The sequence below is a fragment of the Bradyrhizobium sp. CCGB01 genome (assembly GCF_024199795.1).
Classification (GTDB): Bacteria; Pseudomonadota; Alphaproteobacteria; order Rhizobiales; family Xanthobacteraceae; genus Bradyrhizobium.
Map to the genome: position 1 here is coordinate 5,991,524 of NZ_JANADK010000001.1, position 26,522 is coordinate 6,018,045.

General features: G+C 64.2%; 20 protein-coding genes and 1 tRNA gene. 3 read left to right on the plus strand and 18 right to left on the minus strand.

Annotated elements, in window-relative coordinates; translation table 11 throughout:
- The first annotated feature begins 10 nt into the window (after nt 1–10).
- Entirely contained in the window at nt 11–1,006 is a 996-nt protein-coding gene (locus NLM25_RS27975; RefSeq protein WP_254120595.1) for an ABC transporter substrate-binding protein, read from the plus strand.
- 77 nt (nt 1,007–1,083) lie between these two features.
- Here the strand turns inward: NLM25_RS27975 and NLM25_RS27980 are convergent, their stop codons facing one another.
- Genes NLM25_RS27980 through NLM25_RS28005 form a run of 6 tightly spaced genes read right to left on the minus strand, consistent with a single transcriptional unit; the run spans nt 1,084 to nt 8,141 of the window.
- Nucleotides 1,084–1,719 carry a pyridoxamine 5'-phosphate oxidase family protein gene (locus tag NLM25_RS27980; protein WP_254139136.1) on the minus strand — a complete coding sequence of 212 codons (636 nt, stop codon included), beginning with the start codon at nt 1,717–1,719 and terminating at the stop codon, nt 1,084–1,086.
- A gap of 36 nt (nt 1,720–1,755) precedes the next feature.
- Nucleotides 1,756–3,051 carry an ArgE/DapE family deacylase gene (locus tag NLM25_RS27985; RefSeq protein WP_254139137.1) on the minus strand — a complete coding sequence of 432 codons (1,296 nt, stop codon included), beginning with the start codon at nt 3,049–3,051 and terminating at the stop codon, nt 1,756–1,758.
- The gene (locus NLM25_RS27990) at nt 3,048–4,736 is read right to left on the minus strand and encodes an ABC transporter ATP-binding protein (protein WP_254139138.1); all 1,689 of its coding nucleotides are present in this window, start codon (nt 4,734–4,736) and stop codon (nt 3,048–3,050) included. The genes NLM25_RS27985 and NLM25_RS27990 overlap by 4 nt, the downstream gene beginning before the upstream one ends.
- Nucleotides 4,733–5,566: an ABC transporter permease gene (locus NLM25_RS27995; RefSeq protein ID WP_254141276.1), complete on the minus strand. Its 834-nt coding sequence runs from the start codon at nt 5,564–5,566 to the stop codon at nt 4,733–4,735. Before NLM25_RS27995 ends, NLM25_RS27990 begins: the two co-directional genes overlap by 4 nt.
- Entirely contained in the window at nt 5,566–6,567 is a 1,002-nt protein-coding gene (locus NLM25_RS28000) for an ABC transporter permease (RefSeq protein ID WP_254139139.1), read from the minus strand. Before NLM25_RS28000 ends, NLM25_RS27995 begins: the two co-directional genes overlap by 1 nt.
- Nucleotides 6,564–8,141, minus strand: coding sequence for an ABC transporter substrate-binding protein (locus tag NLM25_RS28005; protein WP_254139140.1), 1,578 nt, complete (start codon nt 8,139–8,141; stop codon nt 6,564–6,566). The genes NLM25_RS28000 and NLM25_RS28005 overlap by 4 nt, the downstream gene beginning before the upstream one ends.
- A gap of 324 nt (nt 8,142–8,465) precedes the next feature.
- On the opposite strand from NLM25_RS28005, the gene NLM25_RS28010 reads away from it, so the two are divergent.
- Nucleotides 8,466–9,203: a helix-turn-helix domain-containing protein gene (locus tag NLM25_RS28010; RefSeq protein WP_254141277.1), complete on the plus strand. Its 738-nt coding sequence runs from the start codon at nt 8,466–8,468 to the stop codon at nt 9,201–9,203.
- 118 nt (nt 9,204–9,321) lie between these two features.
- Here NLM25_RS28010 and NLM25_RS28015 read toward each other — a convergent pair whose 3' ends face one another.
- The 4 genes from NLM25_RS28015 to NLM25_RS28030 form a co-directional block, all read right to left on the minus strand.
- Entirely contained in the window at nt 9,322–10,539 is a 1,218-nt protein-coding gene (locus NLM25_RS28015) for an ABC transporter substrate-binding protein (RefSeq protein WP_254139141.1), read from the minus strand.
- A gap of 79 nt (nt 10,540–10,618) precedes the next feature.
- Nucleotides 10,619–11,377, minus strand: coding sequence for an enoyl-CoA hydratase/isomerase family protein (locus NLM25_RS28020; protein WP_254139142.1), 759 nt, complete (start codon nt 11,375–11,377; stop codon nt 10,619–10,621).
- Nucleotides 11,377–12,609, minus strand: a complete 1,233-nt coding sequence (locus NLM25_RS28025) for a CaiB/BaiF CoA-transferase family protein (protein ID WP_254139143.1) — start codon at nt 12,607–12,609, stop codon at nt 11,377–11,379. The genes NLM25_RS28020 and NLM25_RS28025 overlap by 1 nt, the downstream gene beginning before the upstream one ends.
- A 135-nt stretch (nt 12,610–12,744) precedes the next feature.
- Nucleotides 12,745–14,055, minus strand: coding sequence for a hydroxymethylglutaryl-CoA reductase, degradative (locus NLM25_RS28030; RefSeq protein WP_254120613.1), 1,311 nt, complete (start codon nt 14,053–14,055; stop codon nt 12,745–12,747).
- A 279-nt stretch (nt 14,056–14,334) separates the two neighbouring features.
- On the opposite strand from NLM25_RS28030, the gene NLM25_RS28035 reads away from it, so the two are divergent.
- A complete protein-coding gene (locus NLM25_RS28035; protein ID WP_254139144.1) occupies nt 14,335–15,732 on the plus strand; it encodes a PLP-dependent aminotransferase family protein in 1,398 nt (465 codons plus the stop codon).
- A 38-nt stretch (nt 15,733–15,770) separates the two neighbouring features.
- Here the strand turns inward: NLM25_RS28035 and NLM25_RS28040 are convergent, their stop codons facing one another.
- The 8 genes from NLM25_RS28040 to NLM25_RS28075 all read right to left on the minus strand — a co-directional run bounded on the left by NLM25_RS28040 (nt 15,771) and on the right by NLM25_RS28075 (nt 26,462).
- On the minus strand, nt 15,771–16,538 hold the full coding sequence (locus tag NLM25_RS28040) for an ABC transporter ATP-binding protein (RefSeq protein WP_254139145.1): 768 nt from the start codon (nt 16,536–16,538) through the stop codon (nt 15,771–15,773).
- 3 nt (nt 16,539–16,541) lie between these two features.
- The gene (locus NLM25_RS28045; protein WP_254141278.1) at nt 16,542–17,546 is read right to left on the minus strand and encodes an iron ABC transporter permease; all 1,005 of its coding nucleotides are present in this window, start codon (nt 17,544–17,546) and stop codon (nt 16,542–16,544) included.
- Between the two features lie 86 nt (nt 17,547–17,632).
- Nucleotides 17,633–18,751 (minus strand): ABC transporter substrate-binding protein, encoded by a 1,119-nt coding sequence (locus NLM25_RS28050; protein WP_254139146.1) that lies wholly within the window; start codon nt 18,749–18,751, stop codon nt 17,633–17,635.
- Nucleotides 18,752–18,755: 4 nt separating this feature from the next.
- Nucleotides 18,756–19,598, minus strand: a complete 843-nt coding sequence (locus NLM25_RS28055; protein ID WP_254139147.1) for an alpha/beta hydrolase — start codon at nt 19,596–19,598, stop codon at nt 18,756–18,758.
- Between the two features lie 17 nt (nt 19,599–19,615).
- Nucleotides 19,616–21,991: a TonB-dependent siderophore receptor gene (locus NLM25_RS28060; RefSeq protein ID WP_254139148.1), complete on the minus strand. Its 2,376-nt coding sequence runs from the start codon at nt 21,989–21,991 to the stop codon at nt 19,616–19,618.
- A 174-nt stretch (nt 21,992–22,165) separates the two neighbouring features.
- Nucleotides 22,166–23,044, minus strand: coding sequence for a helix-turn-helix transcriptional regulator (locus tag NLM25_RS44160; protein ID WP_254139149.1), 879 nt, complete (start codon nt 23,042–23,044; stop codon nt 22,166–22,168).
- Nucleotides 23,045–23,655: 611 nt separating this feature from the next.
- Nucleotides 23,656–23,729 (minus strand) — tRNA-Gly (locus NLM25_RS28070).
- A gap of 318 nt (nt 23,730–24,047) precedes the next feature.
- Nucleotides 24,048–26,462: an ATP-binding protein gene (locus NLM25_RS28075; protein ID WP_254139150.1), complete on the minus strand. Its 2,415-nt coding sequence runs from the start codon at nt 26,460–26,462 to the stop codon at nt 24,048–24,050.
- Nucleotides 26,463–26,522: the final 60 nt, after the last annotated feature.

The window sequence follows — 26,522 nt, forward strand, 5'->3', positions numbered from 1 at the left end:
AGGACACATCATGGATCGGCGGCAATTTCTGACCACGACGGCAGGCCTTGCACTCGGCACGTTCACCGCCGCAGCGCCCGCGATCGCGCAGGCCAAGACAAAAGTTCGCGTCGGCTACCTCCACACCGTCGCCGTCGACGGCCAGATCTGGACCGGCATGGACCGCGGCTCCTTCGAAAAGCAGGGCCTCGATCTCGAGCTGCGACAATTCAACACCGGCCTCGAAATCTTCCAAGCGCTGATCGGCGGCAGCCTCGACGTGCTGGCGACGGGCGCCGTGCTCTCGAACTTCCCTGCCCGCGGCCAAGGCAAGGTTTTTTTGATCAACGACATCGAGGTCGCAACCGCTCAGCTGTGGGTTCGCGGCGACCAGGGCATCAAGACGTTCGCGGATTTGAAGGGCAAGCGCATCGCGACCGCGACCGGCACCACTGCGCATGTGTTCTTGGATACCGCGCTTCGCGCCAACAAGGTCGATCCCAAGGAGGTCGAGCTCGTCAACCAGACCATGCCAGCCGCCGTAACCGCCTTCATTTCCGGCGCAGTGCCTGCCGTCGCGCTCTGGGTGCCCTTCAACGTGACGGTGCGCGACAAAGTACCGGGCGCGGTCAAGCTCGCCGATGCGTCAGCCTATTATCCGAAGGCAGCGATCATCGGCGGCTGGGCGGCAGCCAACGACTATTACGAGCCAAACAAGGAAACACTTGCGAAGTTGATCCGTGGGTGGGCAGACGCCAACGACTACATTGTCGCCAACAGTACCGAAGCAATGGAGAGGCTGCAGAAGGGCCATTACAGCCAAACCCCGATGGCCGATATCAACGAGTCGTTCAAGGCCCAGAAGATGTTCACTTCGAAGGACTGGAAGCGCATGTATTCAGACGGCACGGTCACCAATTGGCTGCAGCAATCGACGGATTTCTTCATGGCTAATGCCGGTATCAAGGACTTCACGCCGGCTTCGAAATATTTTGATCCGGGTCTCTATCTGAAAACCATCGTTTAGCACTCAAAATTGCGGGCTCTTCTCGCAATCGAAGAGTGTGCCGGCTCGTTGCCGCCAAGACGTCAGATCTGCTACTCTCAGTAGAGCCTCGTGCGGTAGCCTTCTTCCATCGTCTTCTCGGCCTCTTCGATCGCGATGGCCGCGGTTTGCTCGGCAATGATCCGGCCGAGCGTCGGAAAGCTGTTGCGCTCGACCTGCGCGGCCGGGTTCCACAGCTTCGAGCGCATCAGTGCCTTGCCGCAGTGGAAATAGGTTTCCTCGACATGAACCTTCAACCCGATGACAGGGACGACGTTCTGCACCGCGAGGGGCGTCAGCAGCTCGGCATCCTGCGATATCTCGGCGCGGCCGTTGACGCGCAGCGTCTCGTTGATCCCCGGCACCAGGAAGATCAGGCCGATGCCGGGCGAGGCGATGATGTTGCCGAAGGTATCGACGCGGTTGTTGCCGCGCCGGTCGGGGATCAGCAGCGTCTTGTCGTCAAGCACGGCGACGAAGCCCGGCGCGTCGCCGCGGGGGCTGGCATCGGCGTGGCCATTGCCGTCGCTGGTGGCGAGGACCAGGAACGGCGACAGCGCGATGAAGTCGCGGCAGAACTTGTCGAGATGGTGGAGAACCTTCTTCTCGGCTAGCGGGCTGAGTTGCCCGAAATGCGCTCGCAGATCCTCTTGCGTCTTGACCGGCGGCTTGGCGCCTGCACCCTGGCTGTCCATTCGCGAACCTCCCTTTGTGGTGAGTTTCCTTCTCGACTACTTGGCTTCGATCCCGCACCAGCTCGCGGTGAACAACGCAAGCGCCTTGGTCACCCGCTTCACCGAGGCGAGATCGACGCGCTCGTTGAAGCCGTGCGCTCCCTCCATCGTGGCGCCGAAGCAGAACGCCGGAACGCCGAAATCGAGACCATAGAAGCGCGCATCGGTCAGCGCGGTTGACGAGAAGCTGGTCAGCTTGCGGCCGAACACGTGCTCGTAGACCGGAGCCAGAACCGCTTCGCTCTCCTGAATCTCGGTGGCCTCGTAGCCCGGCGACAGGAAGCCGGACCAGACGATCTCCGGCGGGTTGTTGGCGAGGAACGGATGTGAGCGCGCCGCCTTGGCGACGAAATCCACGATCTCGGCCTGGGCGTCGGCGATCTTCCAGCCGGGCAGCACGCCGATGCGGCAATCGACATCGCACCAGGCGGGCACGCTGGAGGCCCAGTCGCCGCCCTTGATGATACCCGGATTGAAATTGAGCGGATGATCCACCGACTTGAAGGAGGGATGCGTCTTGGCGCGCTCGTTCCACTCGGCCTCGAGACCTTCGAGCTTCTGGATCAGGTGGATGGCAGCCTTGATCGCGTTCGAGCCGGTGCCGGCGCGCGCGACATGAACCGGTATCCCGCGCACCTTGAGGCGGAACCAGATCACGCCGACCTGGGCACGCATCAGTTTCTCGTCGGTCGGCTCGGGCAGGATGCAAGCGTCCGCGCGGTAGCCGCGCTGGAGCGTCGAGAGCGCGCCGAGACCTGTGCTCTCCTCCTCGATTACCGACTGCAGATGAATGCGGCCCTTGGGCTTGTAGCCCGCGGTCTTGATCGCATCGAGCGCGTAGAGCGCCGAGATGGTGCCGGACTTCATGTCACCGGCGCCGCGGCCATAGAGCCAGCCATCCTCGACCACGGGCTGGAACGGCGGCCGCTCCCACATGTCGAGCGGCCCGGCGGGCACGACGTCGCAATGGCCCTGGAGGATCAACGAGCGGCCCTCCTCTTTCGCCGGCCGATAGGTGCCGACGACGGAACGCGCGCGGGAAAAATCGGTCTCAACCGGCCCGTAACCGGGGAGCGTCTTCAGATCATCCTGGTTGATGACCCAATCGTCGACCTCATAACCGCGCTCGCGCAGCAGCTTTGCGAACATGTCCTGACAAGGGGCTTCCGCCGCGCGCGTGCTCGGGATGGCCGTAAACGCGATCGTAGTGTCGATCTGCTTGTCGAAGGCGGCATCCACGGCGGCTTCGATGCGCTCACGGGCACCGGCTGGAAGCGGGAGGTTGTCGGTCATGAACTGATCCTTGCTTTCGGAGTTGCACCGGCCGCGCTGGCAAAGCCCGGCTGGTCGAAGAAGTCGCGGCCCGGGATCGCGTCGAGCAGATCGCGGGTGTAGGCCGCTTGCGGCGCGCTGAAGACGTCCGCGGTCGCCCCCTCCTCCACGATACGGCCCTTCTGGAGCACGATGACGCGGTCGGCGATCTCAGCGGCGATGCGCAAATCGTGGGTGATGAAGACCATCGCGAGCTTCATCTCCTGACGCAGCTCGGCGAGCAGTGCCAGCACCTGGGCTTGTACAGAGACGTCAAGCGCTGACACCGCCTCGTCAGCGATCAGCACCCGAGGCTTGAGCGCGAGCGCCCGCGCGATGCAGATGCGCTGGCGCTGGCCGCCGGAAAATTGGTGAGGATAGCGATCTGCGGCATTGGCGTTGAGGCCAACTCGCACCAACAGCTTCTTCGCCTGCTCCATCGCGTCCGCGCGCGACGTGCCATAGGCCATCGGCCCGCGTGCAACGGCATCGCCGACCTTCTGGCGGGGATCGAGGCTCGCAAAAGGATCCTGGAACACGATCTGGAGCTGCTTTCGCGCCTGACGCAGCGCCTCGCCGCGGAGTTGGCGGAGATCCTGATTGTTGAAGCGGATCGCACCGCCGTCGGGTTCGGTCAGACGCATGATCATGCGCCCGAGCGTAGATTTTCCGGAACCGGATTCGCCGACGACAGCGAGCGTCTCGCCCTCGTGCAGGGTCAGCGAGATGCCGTCGGCGGCGACGACTTCGCGCGGCGGCTGCAGGAAGCCACGCTTGACCCGGAACGTCTTCTCTAGGCCGATCACTTGGAGCAGCGGTGCGGGGTCGACCGCGGCGCGGCGAATCTCGTCGAGCCGCGCCTTAGGCACGGCGTCGATCAGCTCGCGGGTATAGTCTGCTTTGGGATGACGCAGGACTTCTTGGACGGTGCCCTGCTCAACCACCTTGCCATGGCGCAGAACCACGACGCGATCGGCGACATCGGCGACGACACCGAAATCGTGGGTGATCAGCAGCACGCCCATGCCGCGGTCACGGCGCAGATCGTCGATCAGGCGCAGGATCTGACGTTGGGTGGTGACGTCGAGCGCCGTGGTCGGCTCATCCGCAATCAGGAGCGCAGGCCGGTTGGCCATCGCCATCGCGATCATGACGCGCTGGCGCTGGCCGCCGGAGAGCTCGAACGGATAGCTCCTTTCGAGCAGCTTTGGATTGGGCAGACCAACTTGTGTAAGGAGTTGCTGCACGCGCTCATGCACTTCGTTCGTTGACGGCGTCGGCCGCTGATGGGTGAGGATCATCTCCTCGACCTGCTTGCCGACGCGCTTGAGAGGGTTCAGCGAGGACAGCGGCTCCTGAAAAATCATCGCCGCTTCGCCGCCGCGCAGGCGGCGCAGCGTACGCCAGTCCAGCTTTGCCGGGTTCTGTCCCGCGACCGTCACTGCACCAGAAGCGACCTCAACGCCCTTCGGCAGGAGCGACAGCACCGCGTGCGCGATCATCGACTTGCCCGAGCCGGACTCGCCGACAAGGCAGACGACCTCATTCGGCCTGACCTCGAAAGAGACGTTCTCGACCGCGAACGGTCGATCGCCACCTTCGGGCAGCCCAATCGAGAGGCCTTGGACCGACAGCACGGGGGCATTGGCATGCACGGCGTCACTCATGACCGGCGCCTCGACACACGCGGATTGAGGACGTCGGAAAGGCCCTCGCCGAACAGATTGATCGCCAGCACGGTGATGAGGATGGCAAGCCCGGGGAATACGCTCATCCACCAGGCGTTGCGCATGACGGTGCGGCCCGCACCGATCATGAAACCCCAGGACATCAGATTGGGATCGCCGAGACCCATGAAGGACAGCGCGCTTTCGAGCAGGATGGCGGTTGCGACCGTCAGCGAGGTCACGACCAGGATTGGCGAGATCGCGTTGGGCAGGATGTGGCCGAGCACGATGCGCAACGTGCCCTCCCCCTGACACAGCGCTGCCTCGACGAATTCCCGGTTGCGCAGCCGCAGGAACTCGGCACGAGTGAGGCGTGCCAACGGCGGCCAGCTCACCGCACCGATGGTCAGGATGATCGTGAGCAGCGACGGAGCGAAGGTCGCGACCAGCAGGATCGCGAGCACGAAGGCCGGGATCGTCTGGAACAGCTCGGTCATCCGCATCAGGACCATATCGACCTTGCCGCCAAAATAGCCGGAGATCGCGCCGATCGTGACGCCTATCACCATCGCGGCCATGGCCGAGGCTATGCCGATCACCAGCGACACACGGGCGCCGTAGGCAACGCCGGCGGCAACGTCGCGACCGAGCGTGTCGCCGCCGAGCAGCAGTCCGTCCTCACCGGGCGGCGTGAAAGGGGCGCCGACCATTTCCCAGGGGGAGACTGGAAAGACGATGGGCGCGATGATCGCAACGATCACCACGGCAAGCAACACGACGAGACCCACCATGCCGGAGGGATGACGCAGGAAGGCGCGGATTGCATCCATCATGCGGCCCCCGTCGTCATTCGGGGATCGATCAATCTGTAAATCAGGTCGGTCAGCAGATTGAGCACGATGACCACGACCGACAGGATGAGAAAGATGCCAAGCAGCACGGGATAATCGCGTTGCAGCAAGGCATCGAAAGTGAGCCGCCCCAGTCCCGGCCAGGCGAACACGGTCTCGATCACCACGGCACCACCGACAAGCGCGCCGGCCTGCATGCCGGCGACCGTGACAACGGGCACCAGCGCGTTCCGCAGCATGTGGCCGACCACGATGCTGGGGCCGGAGAGGCCCTTGGCACGTGCGGTCTTGATGAAGTCCTGCTGGGCGACCTCGATGATCGAGGAGCGCATCAGCCGGGCATAGATCGCGAGATAAATCGCCGCGAGCGAGGTCACCGGCATGATCATGTGTTTGGCGATATCGAGCACGTGCTCGAACGGCGAGATTTTTACGTTGATGGTCTCGTAGCCGAACGGCGGCAGCCAGCCGAGCGTCACCGAAAAGACAAGGACGAGCATCAGCCCGAGCCAGAATACCGGCGTCGCATAGAGCACTAGCGAAAGCACGGTGAAGACCGTGTCGAGCACGCTTCCCGCCGCGAGCCCCGCGAGCGCCCCAAGTATCGTACCGATGAGCAGCGCAAGACAGAAGGCCGTCACCGTCAGCAACAGCGTCGCCGGGAGACGTTCGAGGATGAGATCGACCACGGCACGACGCTGGCGATAGGAATAGCCGAGATCGAGCCTGACGACACGCCCGAGATAGCTGGCGAGCTGCACGGCGTACGGCTTGTCAAGCCCGTACTCCTTGCGCAGATCCTCGAGCAGCTTTGGATCAGCCGCGCCGGATTGCCCGGCCATGACCTGGGCAGGGTCGCCGGGGGCGGCCCGCACCAGCACGAAGTTGAAAGTGGCGATGACGAGGATGACGGCGACGAGCTGGGCGATCCGGCTCAGCGCCATCAGCCCGATCGTCACCGCGCTGCCGAGACGGATCACGATTTGTAGACCGACCCGAAGGTTTCGTGCGAGCCGATGCCAGTCGACACGATGTTCTTGAACGCCTTGTCGTAGATGATGGGATATTCGAGTTCCAGCGTCCAGGCGACCGGCACGTCTTCGACCAGGATGGCTTGCACCTTGGAATAGAGCTCCTGACGCTTGGCCTCGTCGAGCGTCACAGCGGCCTCGTCGAACAGCTTGTCCACTTCGGGGTTGGAATAGCCTTGCGTGTTCGAGAACAGGATGCCCTTCTTGATGTTCGAGGAGACGTAGGTGCGGGAGACGCCGAGCGCGGGATCACCGAGTTGGTAAAGCAGGTTCTGGGTCATTTCGTAGTCCCAGTTGCCGACCTTTTCGGCCCAGCCTGCCATGTCGGTGCCGACCAAAACGAGATCGATACCGACGCGGGCAAAGCTCTGGCGGAAGAATTCGCCGGCACGCTGGTAGGATTCGTCCACGGGCGGTACGACGTACTTGATTTCGACACGCTTGCCGTTGGCGTCAGGCTTCAGTCCTATCTCGTCGAGCAGTGCCTTGGCCTTCTCGATCGAATATTCGTAGCGCTTGACCTTGCCGTCATAGAATTTCGTCTTCGACGAGATCGGGCCGGTCGCGGGCTTGGCCATCCCGAAATAGACCCGCTTGCTCAACGCGTCGCGGTCGATCAGGTGCATGATGGCCTGACGAAAGCGCTTGTCGTTCATCGGCGCGATACGATTGTTCATCTCGAGCCACGAATGCGGCGCGAAATATTCGTACCCCTTGGTGGTCACTTCGAGATTCTTCCGTGACTTGAAGCGCTGCACGTCGAAGAACTGGAGATCGGACCACTGAGTGAGCTGCACCGTTCCGTTCTCCAGCGCCAGGGCGCGCGAGGCCGAATCCGGAATGATGCGATAGACGATCTCGTCGAGATAGGGCTGGTCCTTCAGGTAGTAGCCCTCATGCCGTACCAGATGCACATGCGAGCCGCGCACCCACTCCTTCAGCTTGAACGGCCCGGTGCCGATCGCCTTGTCGTTCATCGGATTCTTGCGAAAATCGGTGCCCTCGTAGATGTGCTTGGGCACGATCGGCGCCGAGGTGCAGTCGAAGCAACCGAGAAACGGTGAGAAAGGCTGCTTGAGCTTGAACACTACGGTGAGCGGATCGAGCGCTTCGGCGGAAGCGACGCGGGCAAAATTCTGCCGTGCGCGCGGATGCGTCTCGGTCAGCACCTTCATGCAGCTGAAGACGACATCTTCCGACGTCATCGGCTTGCCGTCGTGGAAGGTGATGTTGGGAAACAGCTTGAACGTATAGGTGAGACCGTCGGGCGATATCTCCCAGGACTGCGCCATGCCCGGCATCGGCTTCAAGTCTTCGCCGTATTTCAGCAGGCTCTCGTAGATCTTGCCGCCGAGCGTCAGCGTTGGCTGCTGCTGGTTGATCGCGGTCACCAGCACCGGCGGTTCGGGCTGGATGATGGCATTGAGCGTGCCACCACGTGTCTGGCCCACCGCCCGTGTGATGCCAAGGGGAATAGCTGCACCCGCCGCCAGCATGGCCTGGGTGAATTCGCGTCTGTTCATCGAGCTCTCCGTGGTCGCATATCGACTTGGTCAAGCCTCGCATTCGGGGTTCGGCGAATGTCGCGGGCGGGTGCATTGTTGCCAAACGTCCTGTCCCGCGCTACCTGATCGGGGACAATAACCATCGCGATCGGGCCATAACTGGCCTGGAAGATGCATAAGAGCCTTGCGAAAAGGACTTAAATCGGGAGTTCACGACACGTGAGAATCGTAGCGCGGCGAAATGACACCGGCGAATTGCGCTCCAGCCACAAGCCGGTGGGCCCCGCAGAAGTGGCACGCTATGCCGGCCAGCTTCAGAAGGTCGAACGACCGGTGGCCGCGATGACGGCAATCTACCCGAACGAGACCACCAGCACGCGGCACGCGCATCGGCGCGATCAATTCGTCCTCCAAATCGCGGGCGTCACCGCCATGATGACGGAGCGCGGCCATTTCGTGATCCCGCCCGGCCACGGATTGTGGATTCCGGCCGGCGTTGTGCATCAGTCGCGCGCCTGGGGCGAGGTCGAGGCGCAGTCGATCTACGTCACGCCCGACCGCGAACGCGAGGCGTCGGATATGTGCCGCCTGGTCCGTGCCTCGTCGCTGGTGGAAGCGCTGATGGACGAAGCGGTGCGCATGCCAGAGACCTACGATCAGAGCGGACGCGACGGCAAGCTCGTCGAGTTCCTGCTGACCGAAATCGCGCGCATGCCGGAGGTGACGCTGCACGTGCAGGTGCCGCCGGACCCAAGGCTTGCGGCTATCTGCAAGGCGGTCCTCGGCGATCCGGCCTCAGACCTCACGCTCGATGACTGGGCGGACAAATGCAGCCTGAGCCGGCGAACGTTGACCCGATTATTCCGTCGCGAGACCGGCCAGAGCTTTTCGGTGTGGCGGCAGCGCGTGCGGCTTTTGGAAGCCCTGGCACGCCTGGGTGCGGGCGAACCCGTGACATGCGTCGCGCTGGATGTCGGCTACGATAGCCCAAGCGCTTTCGCCGCCATGTTCAAACGTGAGCTTGGTGCGGCACCGCGGCATTACCTCCGCTGGACCGATCAAGAAGTCGTGCTGCGCTAATCGCCGCGACTGCACGGGAGCGCGCGTGCCCGTCTCTCGATACGCGTACGCTCCCTCATTTGCGCTCGCCGTCTGCCGCCATGAGCCCGGCTTTGACAACCACGGTCAGACGGTCACGTTATCCCGGTTTCTTGATCAAGGGACAGCGCGACTGCGCCAAGGGCTGGAAAGCCTGATCGGCCGGGATCGTGGCGAGAAGCTTATAGTAGTCCCAAGGTGCTTTGGACTCTTCCGGCTTCTTCACCTCGAACAGATACATGTCATGGACCATGCGGCCATCCTCGCGGATCTTGCCGTTCTTGTAGAAGACGTCGTTGACCGGCAGCTCGCGCATCTTCTGCATGACGTCTTCGGTTTTGTCGGTGCCCGCGGCCTGCACGGCCTTCAGATAGTGCAGGACCGACGAATAGGTGCCGGTCTGCAGCATGTTCGGCATCGCGTTCATGGTCGCATAGAAGCGCTTCGACCACTTCCGCGTATCGTCGTTCATGTCCCAATAGGACGCTTCGGTGATCGTCAGGCCCTTGGCTTCCTTCAGTCCGAGACCATGGACGTCGTTGATGAAGCCGGCGAGCGCAGCGAGTTTCTGGCCACCTGAGGTCAGGCCGAACTCGGCAGCCTGCTTGATCGAATTGATGGTGTCGCCGCCGGCGTTGGCCAGCGCGACAACCTTCGCCTTGGAACCCTGTGCGGTCAGCAAAACGGAGGCGAAATCGGCCGTCCCGACCGGGTGCTTCGTGCTTCCCAGAACCTTGCCGCCGAGCGCCGTGACGACTTCGCCGGTGTCCTTTTCGAGGCCCTGGCCGAACGCGTAATCCGCCGTCACGAAGTACCAGCTGTCAAAGCCCTGGCCGACCAGCGCCTTGCCGGTGCTGTTGGCAATCGCAAAGGTGTCGTAGGCCCAGTGGACGACATAGGGTCCGCAGACCTCGTTGGTGATGCGCGTCGAGCCCGGTGAGCTCAGCGTGATGATCTTTTTCTTCTCCTTGGCGATCTCGAGCACGGCCAGGGCGGGCGAAGACGACGCGACGTCGAGGATGGCGTCGACCTTCTCGGTGTCGAACCATTTGCGCGCGGCGTTGGCGGCGATATCAGGCTTGTTCTGGTGATCGGCCGAGACGATCTCTATCGGCATGCCCAGCACCTTGCCGCCGAACTCCTCCACCGCCATCTGCGCGGCGGTGACCGCGCCCTTGCCGGTGATGTCGGCATAGACGCCCGACATGTCCTCGATCAGCCCGATGCGGACGACGCCGTCGGACACCTTCTCGTTCTGCGCCGCCGCGGGCGCCGCAAACAGCAACAGGCCGGCGGCCCCGCCCGCCAGATAACACATCCTGAATTCCGATCGCCTCATAGCCCTACCCCTTTCCAATGAAGTCTTCTTGTTTGCGGCCACCGAAGCGGCCGTGACGTCATTTGTCGCCGGCCCTGCCCGCGAATGCGGCAAGGCCCCGCTTGGCATCCGCGCTGGTGAACGTGCGCTGGCCGAGCTTGGCCTCGATGCGAAACGCTTCGGTGAGCGGCAGGTCCTGCAGCGTGAGCGCGGCTTCCTTGATGGTCTGGATCGCGACCGGGCTGAGCGCGGCGATCTTTTCGGCAAACTCGTGCGCGAGCGGCTCGACCTTGTCGGCGTCGACGACGTGGTTGACGACGCCCTTGGCCTGCATGTCGTCCGCGGAGAAGCGCTGCGCCGTCAGCATGATCTCCATCGCATGCGCGTAGCCGATCTGCCGTACCAGCCGCACCAGCGTGCCACCGGCCGGCACGAAACCGTGCTTCGGCTCGGGCAGCTGGAACACCGCATTCCGCGCGGCAATGCGGATGTCCGTCGCCAGCATGATCTCGAAGCCGCCGCCCATGCACATGCCTTTGACGGCGCTGACGACCGGCTTGAAGAAGCCGGGAAACTTGATGTGCGCCGGATCCCACTCGGAGATATCGAAGCGATCGGAGGCGAGCGCCGGAATGGATTCGGTGAGATCGGCGCCGACGCAGAAGGCCCGCTCGCCCGCCCCGGTCAGCACGACGGCGCGGATCTTGTCATCGTCCCTGATCTCGAAGAAGGCGCGGCCGAGATCGTCATACATGGCGAGCGTCAGCGCATTCAGCTTGTCCGGCCGGTTGATCCTGACCGTCGCGATATGGCCGTCCCTGGTGAATTCGATCGACATCAAATCGCTCCCGACGCCTTGAGACGCGCCAGCTCTTCGGGAGAGACCTCCGCGAGCCGCGCGAGCACGTCCGCATTGTGCTCGCCGGGCAGCGGCGCCTTCTCGAAGGATATCTGCTCGGCACCGGACAGCTTGATCGGCTGGCCGAACATGCCGATCAGCTTGCCGGCAACGGGCACGTTGACGATCATGTTGCGCGCGGCGATGTGGGGGTCCTCGACCACCTCGGCGATGGTCTTGATCGCGCTGAGCGGGATCTTGTCACCCGCCATCTCCTCGAGCTCGGCCTTGGTGTAGCGGCTGAACCAGCGCTCCAGCAGCGGCTTCACTTTCGTCTCGGCGACGACGCGGTCGAACCGCTTCTCCATCGTGTCGATATCAGGGTCCCTGGCGCGCTCGGGCTCGCCGAACAGGGCGCAGGTGATCGCCCAGAACTTGTCGGTGTAGCCGCCGAAGAAGACGTAGCCGTCCTTGCAGGGAAACTGGCCATAGGGCCGCACGAACGGATGATCATTGCCGAGCGGCGATGCGACGTCCTTCTCGGCGGTGTAGCGGACCACCGCATTCTCGGTCAGCGTCAGGACCGAATCCTGCTGCGAGACGTCGACGACCTGGCCGACGCCTGATGTCTCGGCCTCGCGCAGCGCCGCGAGCGTTCCGATCGCCGCATAAAGCGAGGCCGCGAGATCGCCGATGATGGTGCCGACGCGGACCGGCGGCATCTCGGCGTAGCCGTTCATCGACCACAATCCGCCCGCCGCCTGCCCGGTATTGTCATAGGCGGGTTTCGACGAGTTGGGCCCGGTGCGGCCAAAGCCGCTGATCGCGGTGTAGATGAGTTTTGGATTCTCGGCGCGCAGCACTTCGTAGGCGAGGCCGAGCTTGTCCATCGTGCCGGGGCGGAAATTCTCGATGAGGATGTCGGCCTTGCGGACGAGCTTCTTCAGCAGTGCCTTGCCGTCATCCGATTTGAGATTGATCGTGATGCCCTGCTTGTTGCGGTTGAACTGCGTGAAGAAGGCGCTGAGCTGCTCGTCGCCGACGAAGGGCGGAAACGTCCTGGCATAATCGGGATCACCGGGATGTTCGATCTTGATCACAGTGGCGCCGAGATCGGCTAGCAGCATCGAACAGAACGGTCCTGCGACGACACGCGTGATGTCGAGAACCACGACGTTTTTGAGAGGGCCGCTGCGCGCGGCCAACCCGCCCATGTTTTCTTCTTTTTTCACATCATCCTCCCTCCCCCGTTGAACGCCCGCCGGCATGGCGCGCAATCTCGCTTAGGGGGTGAGCGCCGAACATACATTTTCGAGCTCGCGCGTCGAGGCGACGAAATGCCTGCACGTCATGCAGGCATCGGCACCTCACGAACGCAGCTTCTCCAAAACCTCCTTGGCGCGATCGACGCGTACGTCGTGATCGGCGGCGAGCGCAGCGGCGACCTTCTCGATCTCGTCGCCGGCGGCCCCTGCAACGATCGCGATGTTCCGGGCGTGAAGCGCCATGTGCCCCTTCTGGATACCCTCTGTCGCAAGCGCGCGGAGCGCGCCCATGTTCTGGGCGAGCCCGACCGCGACGGTGACCTCCGCCAGTTCCTGTGCGCTCTGCACGTCCAGTATCTTCAGCGCCGCGCGCGCGGCGGGATGTGTCTTGGTGGCGCCGCCGACGAGACCGAGCGCCATCGGCATTTCCAGCGTGCCGACAAGGTTGCCCTTGCCGTCGAGTTCCCAATTGGAGAGCGACGTATAGCGACCGGAGCGCGACGCCCAGACATGGGCACCAGCCTCGATCGCACGCCAGTCGTTGCCGGTGGCCACGACGACGGGATCAACGCCGTTCATGATGCCCTTGTTGTGGGTCGCCGCCCGATAGGGATCTACGATCGCGAACGCACAGGCCTCGACGATGCCGCGCGCGACGCGCTCGCCGCTGTACTCGTTGGTATTCAGCGCCTCCGGGGTCACCGACACCATGGCGCGTGCAATGCGCAAATCCGCGTAGTTCGAGAGGATGCGCAGGCGCACTGTGCCGCCGGTGATCCGCTCGATGATCGGCGCGACCGTCTCGGCCATCGTGTTGACCGTGTTGGCGCCCATGGCATCGCGGACGTCGACGATGAGATGCACGGCGAGCATGGGGCCGACCGGCGTCTCCTCGAAAATATGGACTTCGATGTCCCGGCAGCCACCGCCGAGCGAGATCAGCACCTTGTCCTTGGCATTGGCGGCTTCGATGATGCCCGAGCGCTGCTTCAGCACCCGTGCACGGGCACCGTGAACGTCGGTTACGCCCAGCACCTGCACCTGTGCCCGCATGATCGGCCCAGTGCTCGATGTGTGGAAGCCCCCGCATTTGCGGACGATGCGCGCCATGTAGGAGGCCGCAGCGACGACCGAGGGCTCTTCGATCGCCATCGGAACCAGATAGTCGCGGCCGTTCACCGTGAAATTGGTGGCGATACCGACGGGCAGCTCGAACGTGCCGATGACGTTCTCGATCATGCCATTGGCGAGCTCGACCGGCAGCGTTCCGGCACCAAAGGCCTTGCTCTCGGCCTCGCCGAGCGAGGTCGCCTCAGTCACGCGCCCCATCCGCTGCGCTGGCGACAGGTTACGCAGATTCTCCAGGCGCGAATTGATGTTTCGGGACAGCTGCCCCGCCTCGGGTCCGGCCATTGCCGCGTCTCCCACCACGAATTTTTCGGTTGGGGCGACGTTAGGCAGCATCGCACTGCGGCCAAAAGGGACAATTTGAAAATACTGTCCACAACTGTACCCACGCATGAGCGGGAAGATCGGACGGCTTTCTCGGGCGGAACTCCCGTTTTTGCGGTTCGAGGCCACGCGACAAGTCGGCCGCCGCCCCATTGAACCGTCCGACAGCATCTGATTACTGTCAATTCAGGATACACTTCCGAACCACTGTCCTACACCGTACCCGACAGGAGGGGCTGCTTGGCGCGAGCGCCCGACAATCGCGATCATGGGGCAACGCTAGCGGGCGGGCTGGCCAATCGACTGCGTGCGCAAATCCTGTCTGGCGCGATGCCCGAAGGCAGCCGCCTGCCCTCGATCAGAAAAGCCGCTGCAGAATTCGGGGTGTCCAAGAACACCGTGGTCGAAGCCTACGACCGGCTGGTGCTCGACCAGCTCATCACCGCCAAGGCAGGCTCCGGCTTCGTGATCATCTATCGTGGCGACGATGGGGGCCGACCGAGACACGTCTCGGAAGCCGTCGACATCGCATCGCTGTTGAGCGCCCAGCTCTCGCAGAATTTCGAGATCCGCGTCGGCGATGGTCGGCCGCCCGCGTCTTGGACCGAGCATTCGGAAATCAAGCGTTACCTGAGCAGCAACGGACGGATTCTGCCGGCCGATGCCGACGCCTATGGGTCCGCGCTGGGCTTCCTTCCACTCAGGCAGCAAATCGCGTTACGCTTGCAAGCGCAGCAGGTTGCAGTGAAGGAGAACAGCCTGCTGCTCACGTTCGGCGCGAACCACGCCCTCGACCTGGTGATCCGGGCGATGCTGTCGCCGGGAGATACCGTCCTCGTGGACGAACCCGGCTACTATCCGCTGTTCGCGAAGCTTACGCTGGCGCAGGTCCGGATTGTCGGCGTTCGCCGCACGCCCGATGGCCCCGATGTCGACGACCTCATGGCCAAGATCGATGCTGAACGCCCAAAGTTGTTCTTCACGCAGTCGCTTGGCCATAATCCGACTGGCGGCTCGATCACCCTCCCCGTGGCGCATGCCGTGCTCAAGGCGGCAACACGATCCAACCTCGTGATAGTCGAAGACGATCCGTTCGCCGATCTTCCCATGAGTACGGCCAACAGACTGGCGACGCTCGACCAGCTCAACAACGTCATATCGATAGGAACCTTCTCGAAGACGCTATCGGCGAGCCTACGGTCCGGCTTCATTGCGGCCCACATCGACCGCATCGCGACGCTCGCGGAGCTTAAGATGCTCACCACGGTGAACAGCTCCGGACATGTCGAGCGCCTGCTGCATCGCCTGCTCGTCGATGGCCACTACGACAGGCACCTCAAGAGGCTCGGGCAGCGGACCGAAGCCGCGGCAAGCCGCGTTCAGGCCAATCTGTTACGGGCGGGTCATCAGATCTATTCTACCGCCAAGGCAGGCTATTACGTCTACCTGCTGCTTCCGGAAGGCGTGGACGACATGAAGCTCGCACGCGACGGCGCGAAGGAGAGCATCTTCATCGCGCCCGGAAGCCTGTTCTGCCTGAACAAGCGGAGCCCGCTCGCCAGAGCTATCCGCATCAACGTCTCACGGGCCGACAACCCGAAATTCTTCGAGTTTCTGCTACATAAATTGTCGGCTTAGCGGTTCAGCAGGGTACCTGACCGGTTGAGCTGCCGCGCTCAGCCGACTTGAATATGTAGTCCGCCTCCGGCCGTATGCTCCACGACCGCATCGATCCCGTAGACCTTTCCCAGCATCGACGATGTGATCACCTCTCCCGGGCCGCCGTGAGCGAACAGCCTGCCGTCGCTCAACACGATGACCGAATCTGCCCATGACGCCGCAGCCTGAAGATCGTGAAGCACCATGATCACGATCGTGCCCGCGCTTGCTGTCTCGCGAACATTGGCAATCACTTTCTGTTGGTAGCGCAGGTCGAGCGCGCTGGTCGGCTCGTCCAGCAGCAGGAGCCGTGGACGACGCACCAGGGCCTGGGCAAGGCTGGCCAGTTGCCGCTGACCGCCAGAGAGCGTGTCGAACGGTTGGAGCGCGAGGTCGAGGATCTTGAGCCGGTCCAGCGCTTCGAGCGCGCGCTGCCGTGCGTCGTGTCCATCAGCCGGCGCATCGACGGGAGAGGCACGGAGCGCCGCAATGATTGCTTCCACCACCGTGAGCGATAGCCGCTGCGGCGCAAACTGCGGCATGAACGCAATCCGACGCGCCCGCTCGGCGGCAGAAATACCCAGCAGGTTCACTCCATCCAGTCGGATCGTGCCGCTGGCCGGAAGCAGGCTCGCGAGCGCACGCAGAAGCGTAGTCTTGCCCGCACCGTTGGGGCCAACCAACGCGGTGATGCGTCCCTGCCCGATCGGCGGCAGCGTCAGTCCCGTCAGCACCTCACGCCCGCGATAGCCCGCCCGTACATTGTCGATCTCGAGACCCGTCATCACTCAGACCGTCCCGCGCCTGTTGAAAATCAGCGAGAAGAACACAGGCAGCCCTACCATGGCGGTCACGATCCCGATCGGGATCAACACGCCGGGAATAATCGTCTTGGAAGCGACCGAGGCCAGCGACATGATGGCGGCGCCGGTCAGGGCGCTCGCGGGCAGCAGGAAGCGGTGATCCTCCCCCAGCAAGAGACGCGCGATATGCGGGCCGGCAAGCCCGACAAATCCGATCGTTCCGACGAAAGCGATGGCAGTCGACGTCATCAGGCTGACGCGCAACAGCGCCATCAGCCGCAGCCGTGCGATGTTGATGCCGAGGCTGCGGGCGCGATCCTCGCCGAGCCGCAGCGCCATCATCGGCCATGCTGCGCGCTGGGCGAACGGCAAGGTAACGAGAAGCACGAGCGCGAGCACGCGGACCTTGTCCCAGCTCGCCCGCGACAGGCTGCCCATGGTCCAGAACACCAATTGCTGGAGCGCCTGCTGGCTCGCCAGGAACTGCGTCAGCGCGACCAGCGCGTTGAAGGTGAAGAACAGGGCGATGCCGCAAAGCACGAGGATGTCCGTCCCCGAACCGCGCCAGCGCACCACGGCCTGCAACACCAGCACGACGATGGTCGCGAACACGAAGGCATTGGCAGAAATCAGCCAGGTCTGCGGCACGCCGGGGATGCCGATGCCGAGCACGATCGCCAGCGCCGCGCCGAACGAAGCGGAGGACGACACGCCCAGCGTGAAGGGGCTTGCGAGCGGATTGTCCAGGATCGTCTGCATCTCGGCGCCCGCTGTGGCGAGCGCGAGGCCAACCAGCACGGCGAGCACGGCCTGAGGCAGACGGACCTCCCAGAGGATCGCGGCCTCGGCCCCCGAGAGCGAGTCCGGTCGCAGGATGCCGCCGAGCGCGCCGCCAAGCCCGAGCCGCGAAGGCCCGGTGCCGAGATCGGCGATAAACGCGGCGAGTGCGACCAGCGCCACCAGCACGAGCCAGATCATCCTGCGCCACATCAATGCACGATACGCGGCTTCCGTGCGCGCCAGCAGATCGGGTGACGCATCCCCCTGCCCCCGGCCGGCCTGCGGCGACACGGCGCTCATTTCAGGTCGATCCAGTAGACACCCTGCAACGGCACGGCGAGGAAGCGGGCGTTGAGCTCGGAGATGGTCGCATCGGGATCGATCTCGCGCGCGGCTTCCGGGTGGATCCAGCGCGCCAGCGCCTCGGCCGCGACCAGATTGAGCGGGGTCGAGATGATGTTGTGGAACAGCCCGTGGACGCGGCCGTTGCGGACGGCGCTGAGGCCGGAGAAGCCCGGCCGCGCCACCACCGCGGCGAGCCGCTCGCGAATGGCCGCAGGGTCGAAGCCGGGCCCGATGACGAGACCGCCTGACGCTTTCAGATGAGCCCCGCCTGTGGCGATATAGATGTCGGGATTGGCCGCGATGACATATTCGAGGCTGAGCTGCGCGGTCGGCCCAGGCGCGACGGAGGCCGAGATGCTGTCGCCGCCGGCGAATGCGATGAAGCGGCCGATGTTGCCGGCGCCCGGCGCGTGGCAACAGTCACCGACGCTCGCGTGCGTCTCCAGCAGTACGCGCGGACGCGGCCCATTGGCACGCGCGACGAGGTCGGCAATGCGCTTCATGCGCGGTTCGTAGAATTCGGCGAACTCATCCGCCCGCGCATCGCGCCCGATCACCCGGCCGAGGATACGCACGCTCGCCACCGTGTGCTCGAACGGCGCGACGAAGAAGTCGGTGAACACGACCGGGATGCCGGCGGCTTCGAGCTGCCGCGCCACGTCATTGGCTCTGCCGCCAGGTGCGAAGGAGATCCCGAGCACGGCAACGTCGGGCTTGATTTCGATGGCCCGTTCGACCGGAAAGGTGCCGTCGCTGCCGATGCCGAGCACCGGGACCTGATCGATCTCAGGGAATTTCCGGCGGTATTGCGCGTAGCTCTCGCTGTCATTGCGGCGGAAGTCGCCGAGCCAGGCCGCGATGAAATCGACCGGCTTTGGATCGAGCAGCGACAGCGCGATGATCTGCCTACCCTCCGCGAGCAACACGCGCTTTGCGGGGCGCGGCAAGGTGACGGTGCGGCCCGTGATATCGGTCACGACGACGCCTTCGTCCGCCGCGGCCGGCAGAGCGGCAAGCGTGACATACGCGGACGCGATCACAGCGAGGAGAATGATCACAAGGCGGCGCATGGGGTCACTTCGGCGACAGCGCGAAACGAAGCGCGAGACTGATGGCTGATGGCACCACGGACGCATGATTCTCGTCCTCGAACATCCGAAAGGACACATCGAGCGAGGCGTCGCCTGCGCGCCCAAGTTCGGCCGAGAATTCGCGGGCGTTGTCCACCATCCGGTTGCGCCGTATCCATGATCCGTAATCGTCGGCATCATTGTCGCCGGACATGCCGCCCTGCTCGAGGCTGCCGACGGTAACGAGCACGCGCCGCCGCGCCATCGGCGGCGCCGCAAAGTTTGCCAACCGCTCCCTGAGGTCATCGGGTGCGAACCAGATCGACGGGCTGGCCGCGATGGTGCTACGGACCAGCGCCGGCCGGGTCAAGAGCGCGTAGAGCGCAAAGAGGCCGCCGAAGGAATGACCGAACAGCGCGGTGCGGTCGGGATCGATGGGGAATTCGTTCGAGATCGCCGGCGCCAACTCGTGCTGGATGAAGTCGAGGAAGTGGTCGGCGCCGCCGGTCTCGCCCCATTCGCGATTGCCCGGCCGCTGCGCGAGGCGACCTCCGGCGACCGGCGGCGTATAATCGCAGGTCCGCCGCCTGGCATCGATCCAGTGCGCGGCCGGATAGCCTATGCCGACGATGATCGACGGCGCCACGCCGGTACGCTCGGCGCGGCGCGACTGCAGCGCCAGCGCGGCCGCCGCGATCGGAAACATCCCGTTGCCGTCCAGCAGATAGAGCACGGGCAGCGGCCCGCGCGGCCGCGGTTCCGGCTGCCAGACGAATATCCGATAGTCGTGCCCGGCGTTCGAGCGCATGTCGCGCACCGACGCACCGGGCAGCACGGCATCGATCATCGGAGACTTATCGTTCGCTACCACTGGTATCGGATCGTCCCCATGGTCGAGCGGCCGTTGCCATAGAAGCACTGGGTCGCGGAGGCGCAGGCCGACACATAGGTCTTGTCGAACAGGTTGGTGACGTTCAGCGCCAGCTTCCAGCCCTTCAATTGCGGCGACAGGCCGTAGAGGTCGTAGTGCAGCATGGCGTCGGCGAGGATGTAGGCCGGCACGATCATCGCCATGGAGTTGATGTTGTCGCCGAAGGATTCGCCGACATAGCGAACGCCGCCGCCGAAGCCGAAGCCCGCCATCCGGCCGCTCTGGATGGTGTAGTCGGCCCACAGCGAAGCCGTGTTGGCGGGCGCGCCGACCGGCGCCTTGCCCTGGATCGAGATGCCGCTGACCACTTGCGTGCTCTTGGTGATCTCGATGTCATTGTGGGCAGCGGCCGCGATGATGTCGAGACCGGGGATCGGCGTCAGCTTGGCGCTGAACTCGATGCCCTTGGAGTTCACCTGGCCCTGCTGGATCTGGCAGTTGACGCCGGACTGGGTACACGCCGGATAGGTCGCATAGAGATGCGTCGTGTCCGTGGTCAGCACGTTGTTCTGCGTGATGTCGTAGAGCGACAGCATGAAAAAGCCGTTGAAGCCGTTGGGCTGGTACTTCACGCCGACTTCGTATTGCTGGCCGGTGGTCGGCACGAAGGCCGCGCCGGTGTAGTCCGTGCCGATGGTCGGCTCGAACGAGGTCGCATAGCTGACATAGGGCGCCAAACCGCTGTCGAACAGATAGGTCAGGCCGGTGCGCCATGTCGTTGCGGAGTCGGAAGGGTGGCTGCGGTTGTTGTAGACACCGGTTGCGATCGTGCGCGTGTCCGAAGTGGCATTGGCCCAGTCGTTGCGCACGCCGATCACCGCGGCGAGCTTGCCGAGGCGGATCTGGTCCTGGAGATAGACGCCGGTCTGCTCGCGATCCTGGAGCGTCTGTGTCGTGATGGCCGGCGCGGCGATCGTGCCGTAATTGGGATTGAGGTAGTTGACATAGGTGGTGGTGCCGTTGCCGAAGGTGGCGTCCGCCGTGGTCTTCTGGAAATCGACGCCCATTAGCACGGTGTGCTGGAGCCAGCCGGTCGCAAACTTCGCCTCCGCCTGATTGTCGATCGCGCCGGCCTTGAGCGTCTCGATGTAATGCGTGCTGGTGCGGCCGATGCAGAGGTTGGTCGTGGCGCCCGCGCCGCAGGTCGCGCCCGCACCGAAGCCTGTCACCGAGAGTGCCTTGAAGTCGCTGGACACCGTCATGTAGCGGAGATTTTGCCGGACCGTCCACGTCTCGTCGAAATGATGCTCGAACTCGTAGGCGATGGAATTCTGCGTACGGTCGTAGCTGTTGTAGTTCGGATTGCCCGCGAAGAAGTTGCGCGGGATCTGTCCGTTCGCGTTGACCTGGAGCGTGCCGAGCGCCGGCAGCCAGTTCGGCTGGTAGCTCGAGGGATCGCGATCGTGCACGGCGCGCACGGTGAAGGTGGTGTCGATCGTCGGCCGCCACGTGATCATCGGCGCGATGAACTCGCGCTCGGTGGTGGTGTAGTTGACGTCGGTGTCGGCCTTGCGGCCGAGTCCGATCAACCGGTAGAGCAGCTGCCCGTCCTGGGTGATGGGACCGCTGACGTCGAAGCCGCCCTCGATGCGATTGTGGTCGCCGAAGCGGGTGAACACCTCGCCCTGCGGCGTTGCCGACGGGCTCTTGCTGATCAGATTGACCATGCCGCCGAGATTGTTCTGGCCGTAGAGCACGGAGGCCGGGCCGCGCAGGATCTCGACGCGCTCCAGCAGATACGGGTCGATCGACGGCATCGCATAGGACACGCCGCGTGGCACCCGCAGGCCGTCCCAGAAATGAAGATAGTTGGCGTTCGCACCGAAGCCTCCGAAGCCCCGGATGAAGACGTTGTCGAAACGGTCGCCGACACGGCTCTCCGCGACGACGCCCGGCTCGTAGCGCAGGGCCTCGGCGACCGAGCGGGCGCCTTGCGTCGTCATCTGCTCGCGGGTGACGATCGTGATCGACTGCGGCGTCTCCAGGATCGAACTGTCGGTCTTCGATCCCGTTCCGGTGCGATGGGCGACGATGCCGCGCACGGGTCCGCGCGCCGTCTCCTTCGCAGTGCTTGATCCTGCGGCCAGCGTCGGCGTCGGCTGGGTTGCCGCGGCGGCGCGCGGAGCGGCAGCCGTCGCGCGCGCCGGACGGCGCACTGTCCTCGGCGTCGACCGCTCGACCACCACCGGCGGCAGGTTCGTCCCATTGGCCGATTGCGCATGGGCGACCTGGACGGCATCCGGCCACTGGCCCGCAACAACCAACGCCGAAGCGTAGAGCATCCATCTACCGCGAGAAATCTTCATCATCCCCAAAGTCCGACATTTGCCGCGGCACCCCGCGCCGCGCAGCAATCGGTGTTGCACGATGGGGGAACAGGACCTAGGGGCCGACTTTCGTTCGCCAGACTCTCGCTTTCGTTCAAAGTTAGGAGACCTAAAAACTGGGCCAGGATGCCGCGAATGGTGTCGCGTTTCCTGCCATCAACGCAGGCTGCTCGGCGAGACGCCGAAGCGCTTGCGGAAGATGGTGGCGAAATGAGCGGCACCGTAGCCGACATGGAAGGCCGCTTCCGACACGCTCATCTCGCCGGTCGAGATCAGCTTGTACGCCTGCTCCAGCCGGTATTCCTGGAGGAAGCCGAACACGCTGGCGCCATAGACCTGGCGGAAGCCCGCGGAGAGTTTTCGCACGTTGAGGCCGACCTGCTGCGCCAGCGCATCGAGGCTTGGGGGCTCGCGCACGGATGCCACAAGCAGATCACGCGCCTTGCGAATGCGTTCGACGTCGCGCGCCGCGAGCCGGTTGTCGGCATCGCCCGCCTTGGTGGTGCAGGACGAGATCGCGAGTGCGACAAGCTGCATCGCCTTGCCGCAGAGATAGAGCTCGCGCTCAGGCCCCTGGATCGGACAGTTGTTGATCTGGAACACCAGCGCCTGCAGATCCCGGCCGGCGGGACAGGAGGCCAGCTGCGCGCCGCTGGCGCCCTTGCTGTCGATCGCTTCGAAGGAGCGGTCGAGCGCGTTCGTCATCGCGGCGCCGAGCACGCTTTCGTTCATCTGCACGATCAGATAGCGGATCGGCACGTTGGCGGCGAAGACCTGGTCGCGCTCGGTCTCCGCCGAGCTGCGGATCAACAGAACGGCCGGCCCGCAGACCTCGCGCTCGCGCCCGCCGCCGACGCTGATCTGAAGACGGCCGCTGAGCAACACCACCGTCTTGATGCCCGCGGTGAGCGCCGTATTGACCCGCTTGGGCTGCTCGAAGCGGTTGATACCGGCGGACAGGATCATCGCGCCGGCAAGCATCTGGAGCCGCTCGTTCCCGCGGCCCGCCTCCCCCGCCATCGTTCGTGTGGTCACCCGTTATTCGTCCGTCAAAAATCCTTCGGTCCCTTCTACGGAGACCAGGCGGCGCACGAAAGTGGCGCAAATCAGAATCGCTCAAAACTGAATCGATCAAGAGAGCAGACCCCGACTCTGCACTGAAGTGCATACTCCAAGAGCGCGGCAAACTTGGTCCCAGAAAACTGCGAAGCGACTTCAACCTTTAAGCCCCGGCCAACGCGGTGTTCATGAGACAGGCATCAGATGATTTGCGAGTACGCGTTGCAGGACGGCCGACGACTGGGAACGCGCCGGGTCACAAGCATCGACACCCCTTTTGTGGATCAGCTCTTCGATAAGCTCCTCTTCAAAGAGGTGTTACGAGCGGTCTTCATAGCGCGATTGGCTGCCGTACGTCGCCATGGCGGCACGACCGAAGCAAGCACATCAGGGCTCACGGAAAATGGTCGTGAACAGCGGCCATGGCGCACGATCTGCGCGATGATGACGAAGCCAAGCAAGATGCGCAAATGACGCGCATCAAGGGCCGAGCAAGACAAGCGAAAGGAAAGTGAACGCTTGTCAGAATGAAAACGCTCGACTTGTCAGAATGAAAAGAACTTGACGCACTAAGCTATTGAAATCATTGGAGCGGGTGAAGGGAATCGAACCCTCGTATTCAGCTTGGAAGGCTGCTGCTCTACCATTGAGCTACACCCGCGTCGGGCGATCACCTAACACGCCCGGGCGGCAGTCTCAACTGCTCAGGACCGGTCTTTCCCGCCTCGCGGACAGGCCTGTTCCCGCCTCCGGCGCCCCCCTTAACGGCGGCAGGGTTTGCCCCTATATTGAGGTTTCCCGAAACCAACGAAAGGAGGTGATCCAGTGTCTTTTACCAAGCGCTGTCACCTCGCTGGGATCGCCCGCTGAGCTTTAAGTAGGGCTTGGCATCGGGGCGCTCTCAGCCCTGGACCAGCGAGCAAGAAATCGGGCGCGACGGGGCCTTCCCCGCCGCGCCTTTTTCATGAAGTCCGCGCCGTCAGGCCGGTGGCTCGCCCGCAAGCACCTCGCGAATTTTCTGCGACAGCTCCGACTTCCGGTAGGGCTTCCCGAGCAGAGCCACGCCGGGATCGAGATGCCCTTCATGGACGATGGTGTCGTCGGTGTAGCCGGAGGTGTAGAGCACCCTCACCCCGGGGCGGCGAATCCGGACCGCGTCGGCCAATTCGCGCCCGTTCATGCCGCCGGGCATGATGATGTCCGTGAACAGCAGATCGAATTTGGCGCCCTGGTCGACCAGCGCAAGCGCGGCTGCGCCGTCGCCGGCGGCGAGCGTGCGATAGCCGAGGGTGCCGAGCTGGGCGATGACATAGCCCTGCACCAGCGGATCGTCCTCGACCACGAGGATCGTCTCGTGCCCGCGCGCCGCCGCGAGCGCCTGAACCGGTGCCGTCCTGTCCGGCGCCTCGCCCTCCGAGCGCGGCAGGAACAGCCGCATGACCGTGCCGTGGCCCTCTTCGCTCTCGATGGCGACAGTGCCGCCGGTCTGGCGGACGAAGCCGTAGACCATGCTCAGCCCGAGCCCGGTGCCGCGACCGACGCCCTTGGTGGTGAAGAACGGCTCGAACACCCGCTCGCGGATATCGGCGGGAATGCCGTGGCCGGTGTCGGTGACCGCGACCATCACGAAGGCGCCGTGCATGACATCGCCGTCGCCGGCCCCGCTGGCGCCGTTGAGGTCGCGGTTCGCGGTCTCGAGCGTGAGCCTGCCGCCCCCCGGCATCGCGTCACGGGCGTTGACGGCGAGATTGACGATCGCGGACGAGAGCTGCGATGGATCCGCCATCGCGAACCAGGCGTCGTCCGCGAGCCGGGTCACGATCTCGATATGCTCGCCGAGGATCGGCTTCAGCAGCTTCGCCGTCTCGATCACAAGTGCATTGACGTCGATCTCGCGCGGCTCGAGCGGCTGGCGGCGCGCGAAGGTCAGCAGTTGCGAGGTGATCTCCGCGCCGCGCGCGGCCGCATCGTCGATCAGCTGCGCGATCGCGGCGAACTCGGGCTTGTCCGCAAGCCCCTCCTGGACGATCTCGATGGTGCCGGTGATCACCGTGAGGACGTTGTTGAAGTCGTGCGCGACGCCGCCGGTGAGCTGGCCGATCGCGTCCATCTTCTGGGATTGGCGCAGCCGCTCCTGGGTCTCGTGCTGCACGGTGAGGTCGGTGGCCGACCCGCGATAGCCCATGAAGGCTCCGTCGGCGTCGAACACCGGGTGACCGTTGACGCTGAAATGGCGTACGCGTCCGGCCGTATCGCGGCCACGATACTCGAACTTCCGGAACGGCTCGTGGCGGTCGAGCGTCGCATTGTGCGCGCGCCATTTCTCCGGCTCGGCGTCGCGGTCGAAGGCGCCATCGGACCTGCGCTTGCCGATCAGGGCCGCACGGTCCATGCCGAAGGCACCGACCCGCTCCGAGATGTAGGTGAACAGGTGATCCGGTCCGGTCTCCCAGAACCAGTCGGAGGCGGTCTCGGCATAGTCGCGGAAACGCTGCTCGCTCGCGCGCGCGTCCTCTTCGGCGCGCCGGCGGATCTTCAGGTCGCGCTCCAGATTCGCATTGGCCTCGCGCAGCTCGCCATAGCCCCGCCCGAGGTTCGCGCACATGGCGTTAAAGGCGTCGATCACCTTGTCCAGCTCGTCGGGATCGTTGGGCGGCCGGCGCTCGAGCTGCAAAGGCGGCGGCGGCCGCGCCAGGCTGTATTTGCTGACGAACTCGGCGATGGCGACGAGATGCCGCGTCACCAGCAGGTGGAACATGTAGATGATGAACAACGAGACGAGAAAGGTCTTCGCTGCCTGGCTTGCCAGGATGATCAGGGCCCGGTTCAGCAATTGCTGATAGACCTCGCTCAGCGTCGCCTCGACATGGAGCACGCCGATCGGGCGTGCCGTCCCCTGGACGCTGTAGTTCAGCGGGTAGTCGCGTGTCACCGCCGAGCGGGTGCCCTTCTCGCCGACCGCGACCCGGATCGGATTGGGACGATCGGCGATCTCGCGCACCTCGGCGGCGCGGATGTCCGGCAGCCGCAGGATGCCTTCGAGCTGGAGCTTGAGCTGGTTCTGGTCGAGATTCCACAGGCTCTCGCCGAGGCTGCCGGTCGAGCTGCGGCCGATCTCGTCGAGCCGCGTATCGATGAGCCCGACCTCGCGGTGGTAGTCGAGATAGAGCTGAAGCGCGGTCAGCATCAGCGTGACGATCGAGGAGAACAGCAGCACCGCGGCCAGCAGGCGCGGTCCAACGCCGCTGCGCAACCAGTCGAAGATCCGCGACAGCAGTGTCCCGGTCATCGCTGGCGCAAGTGCGGGGCCGATCCCGCTCAAATCCTGCTTCGCGGCCGCCGGGGCAACGGCACGGCGGCTGCGCTTGGAGTCCTCGTCGCCTGCATTGCCCATGCACCACGTCCCCGGAATGGCGACACCCTGCTCCGGACGGCCGGTCGCGGCCGCGAGCAA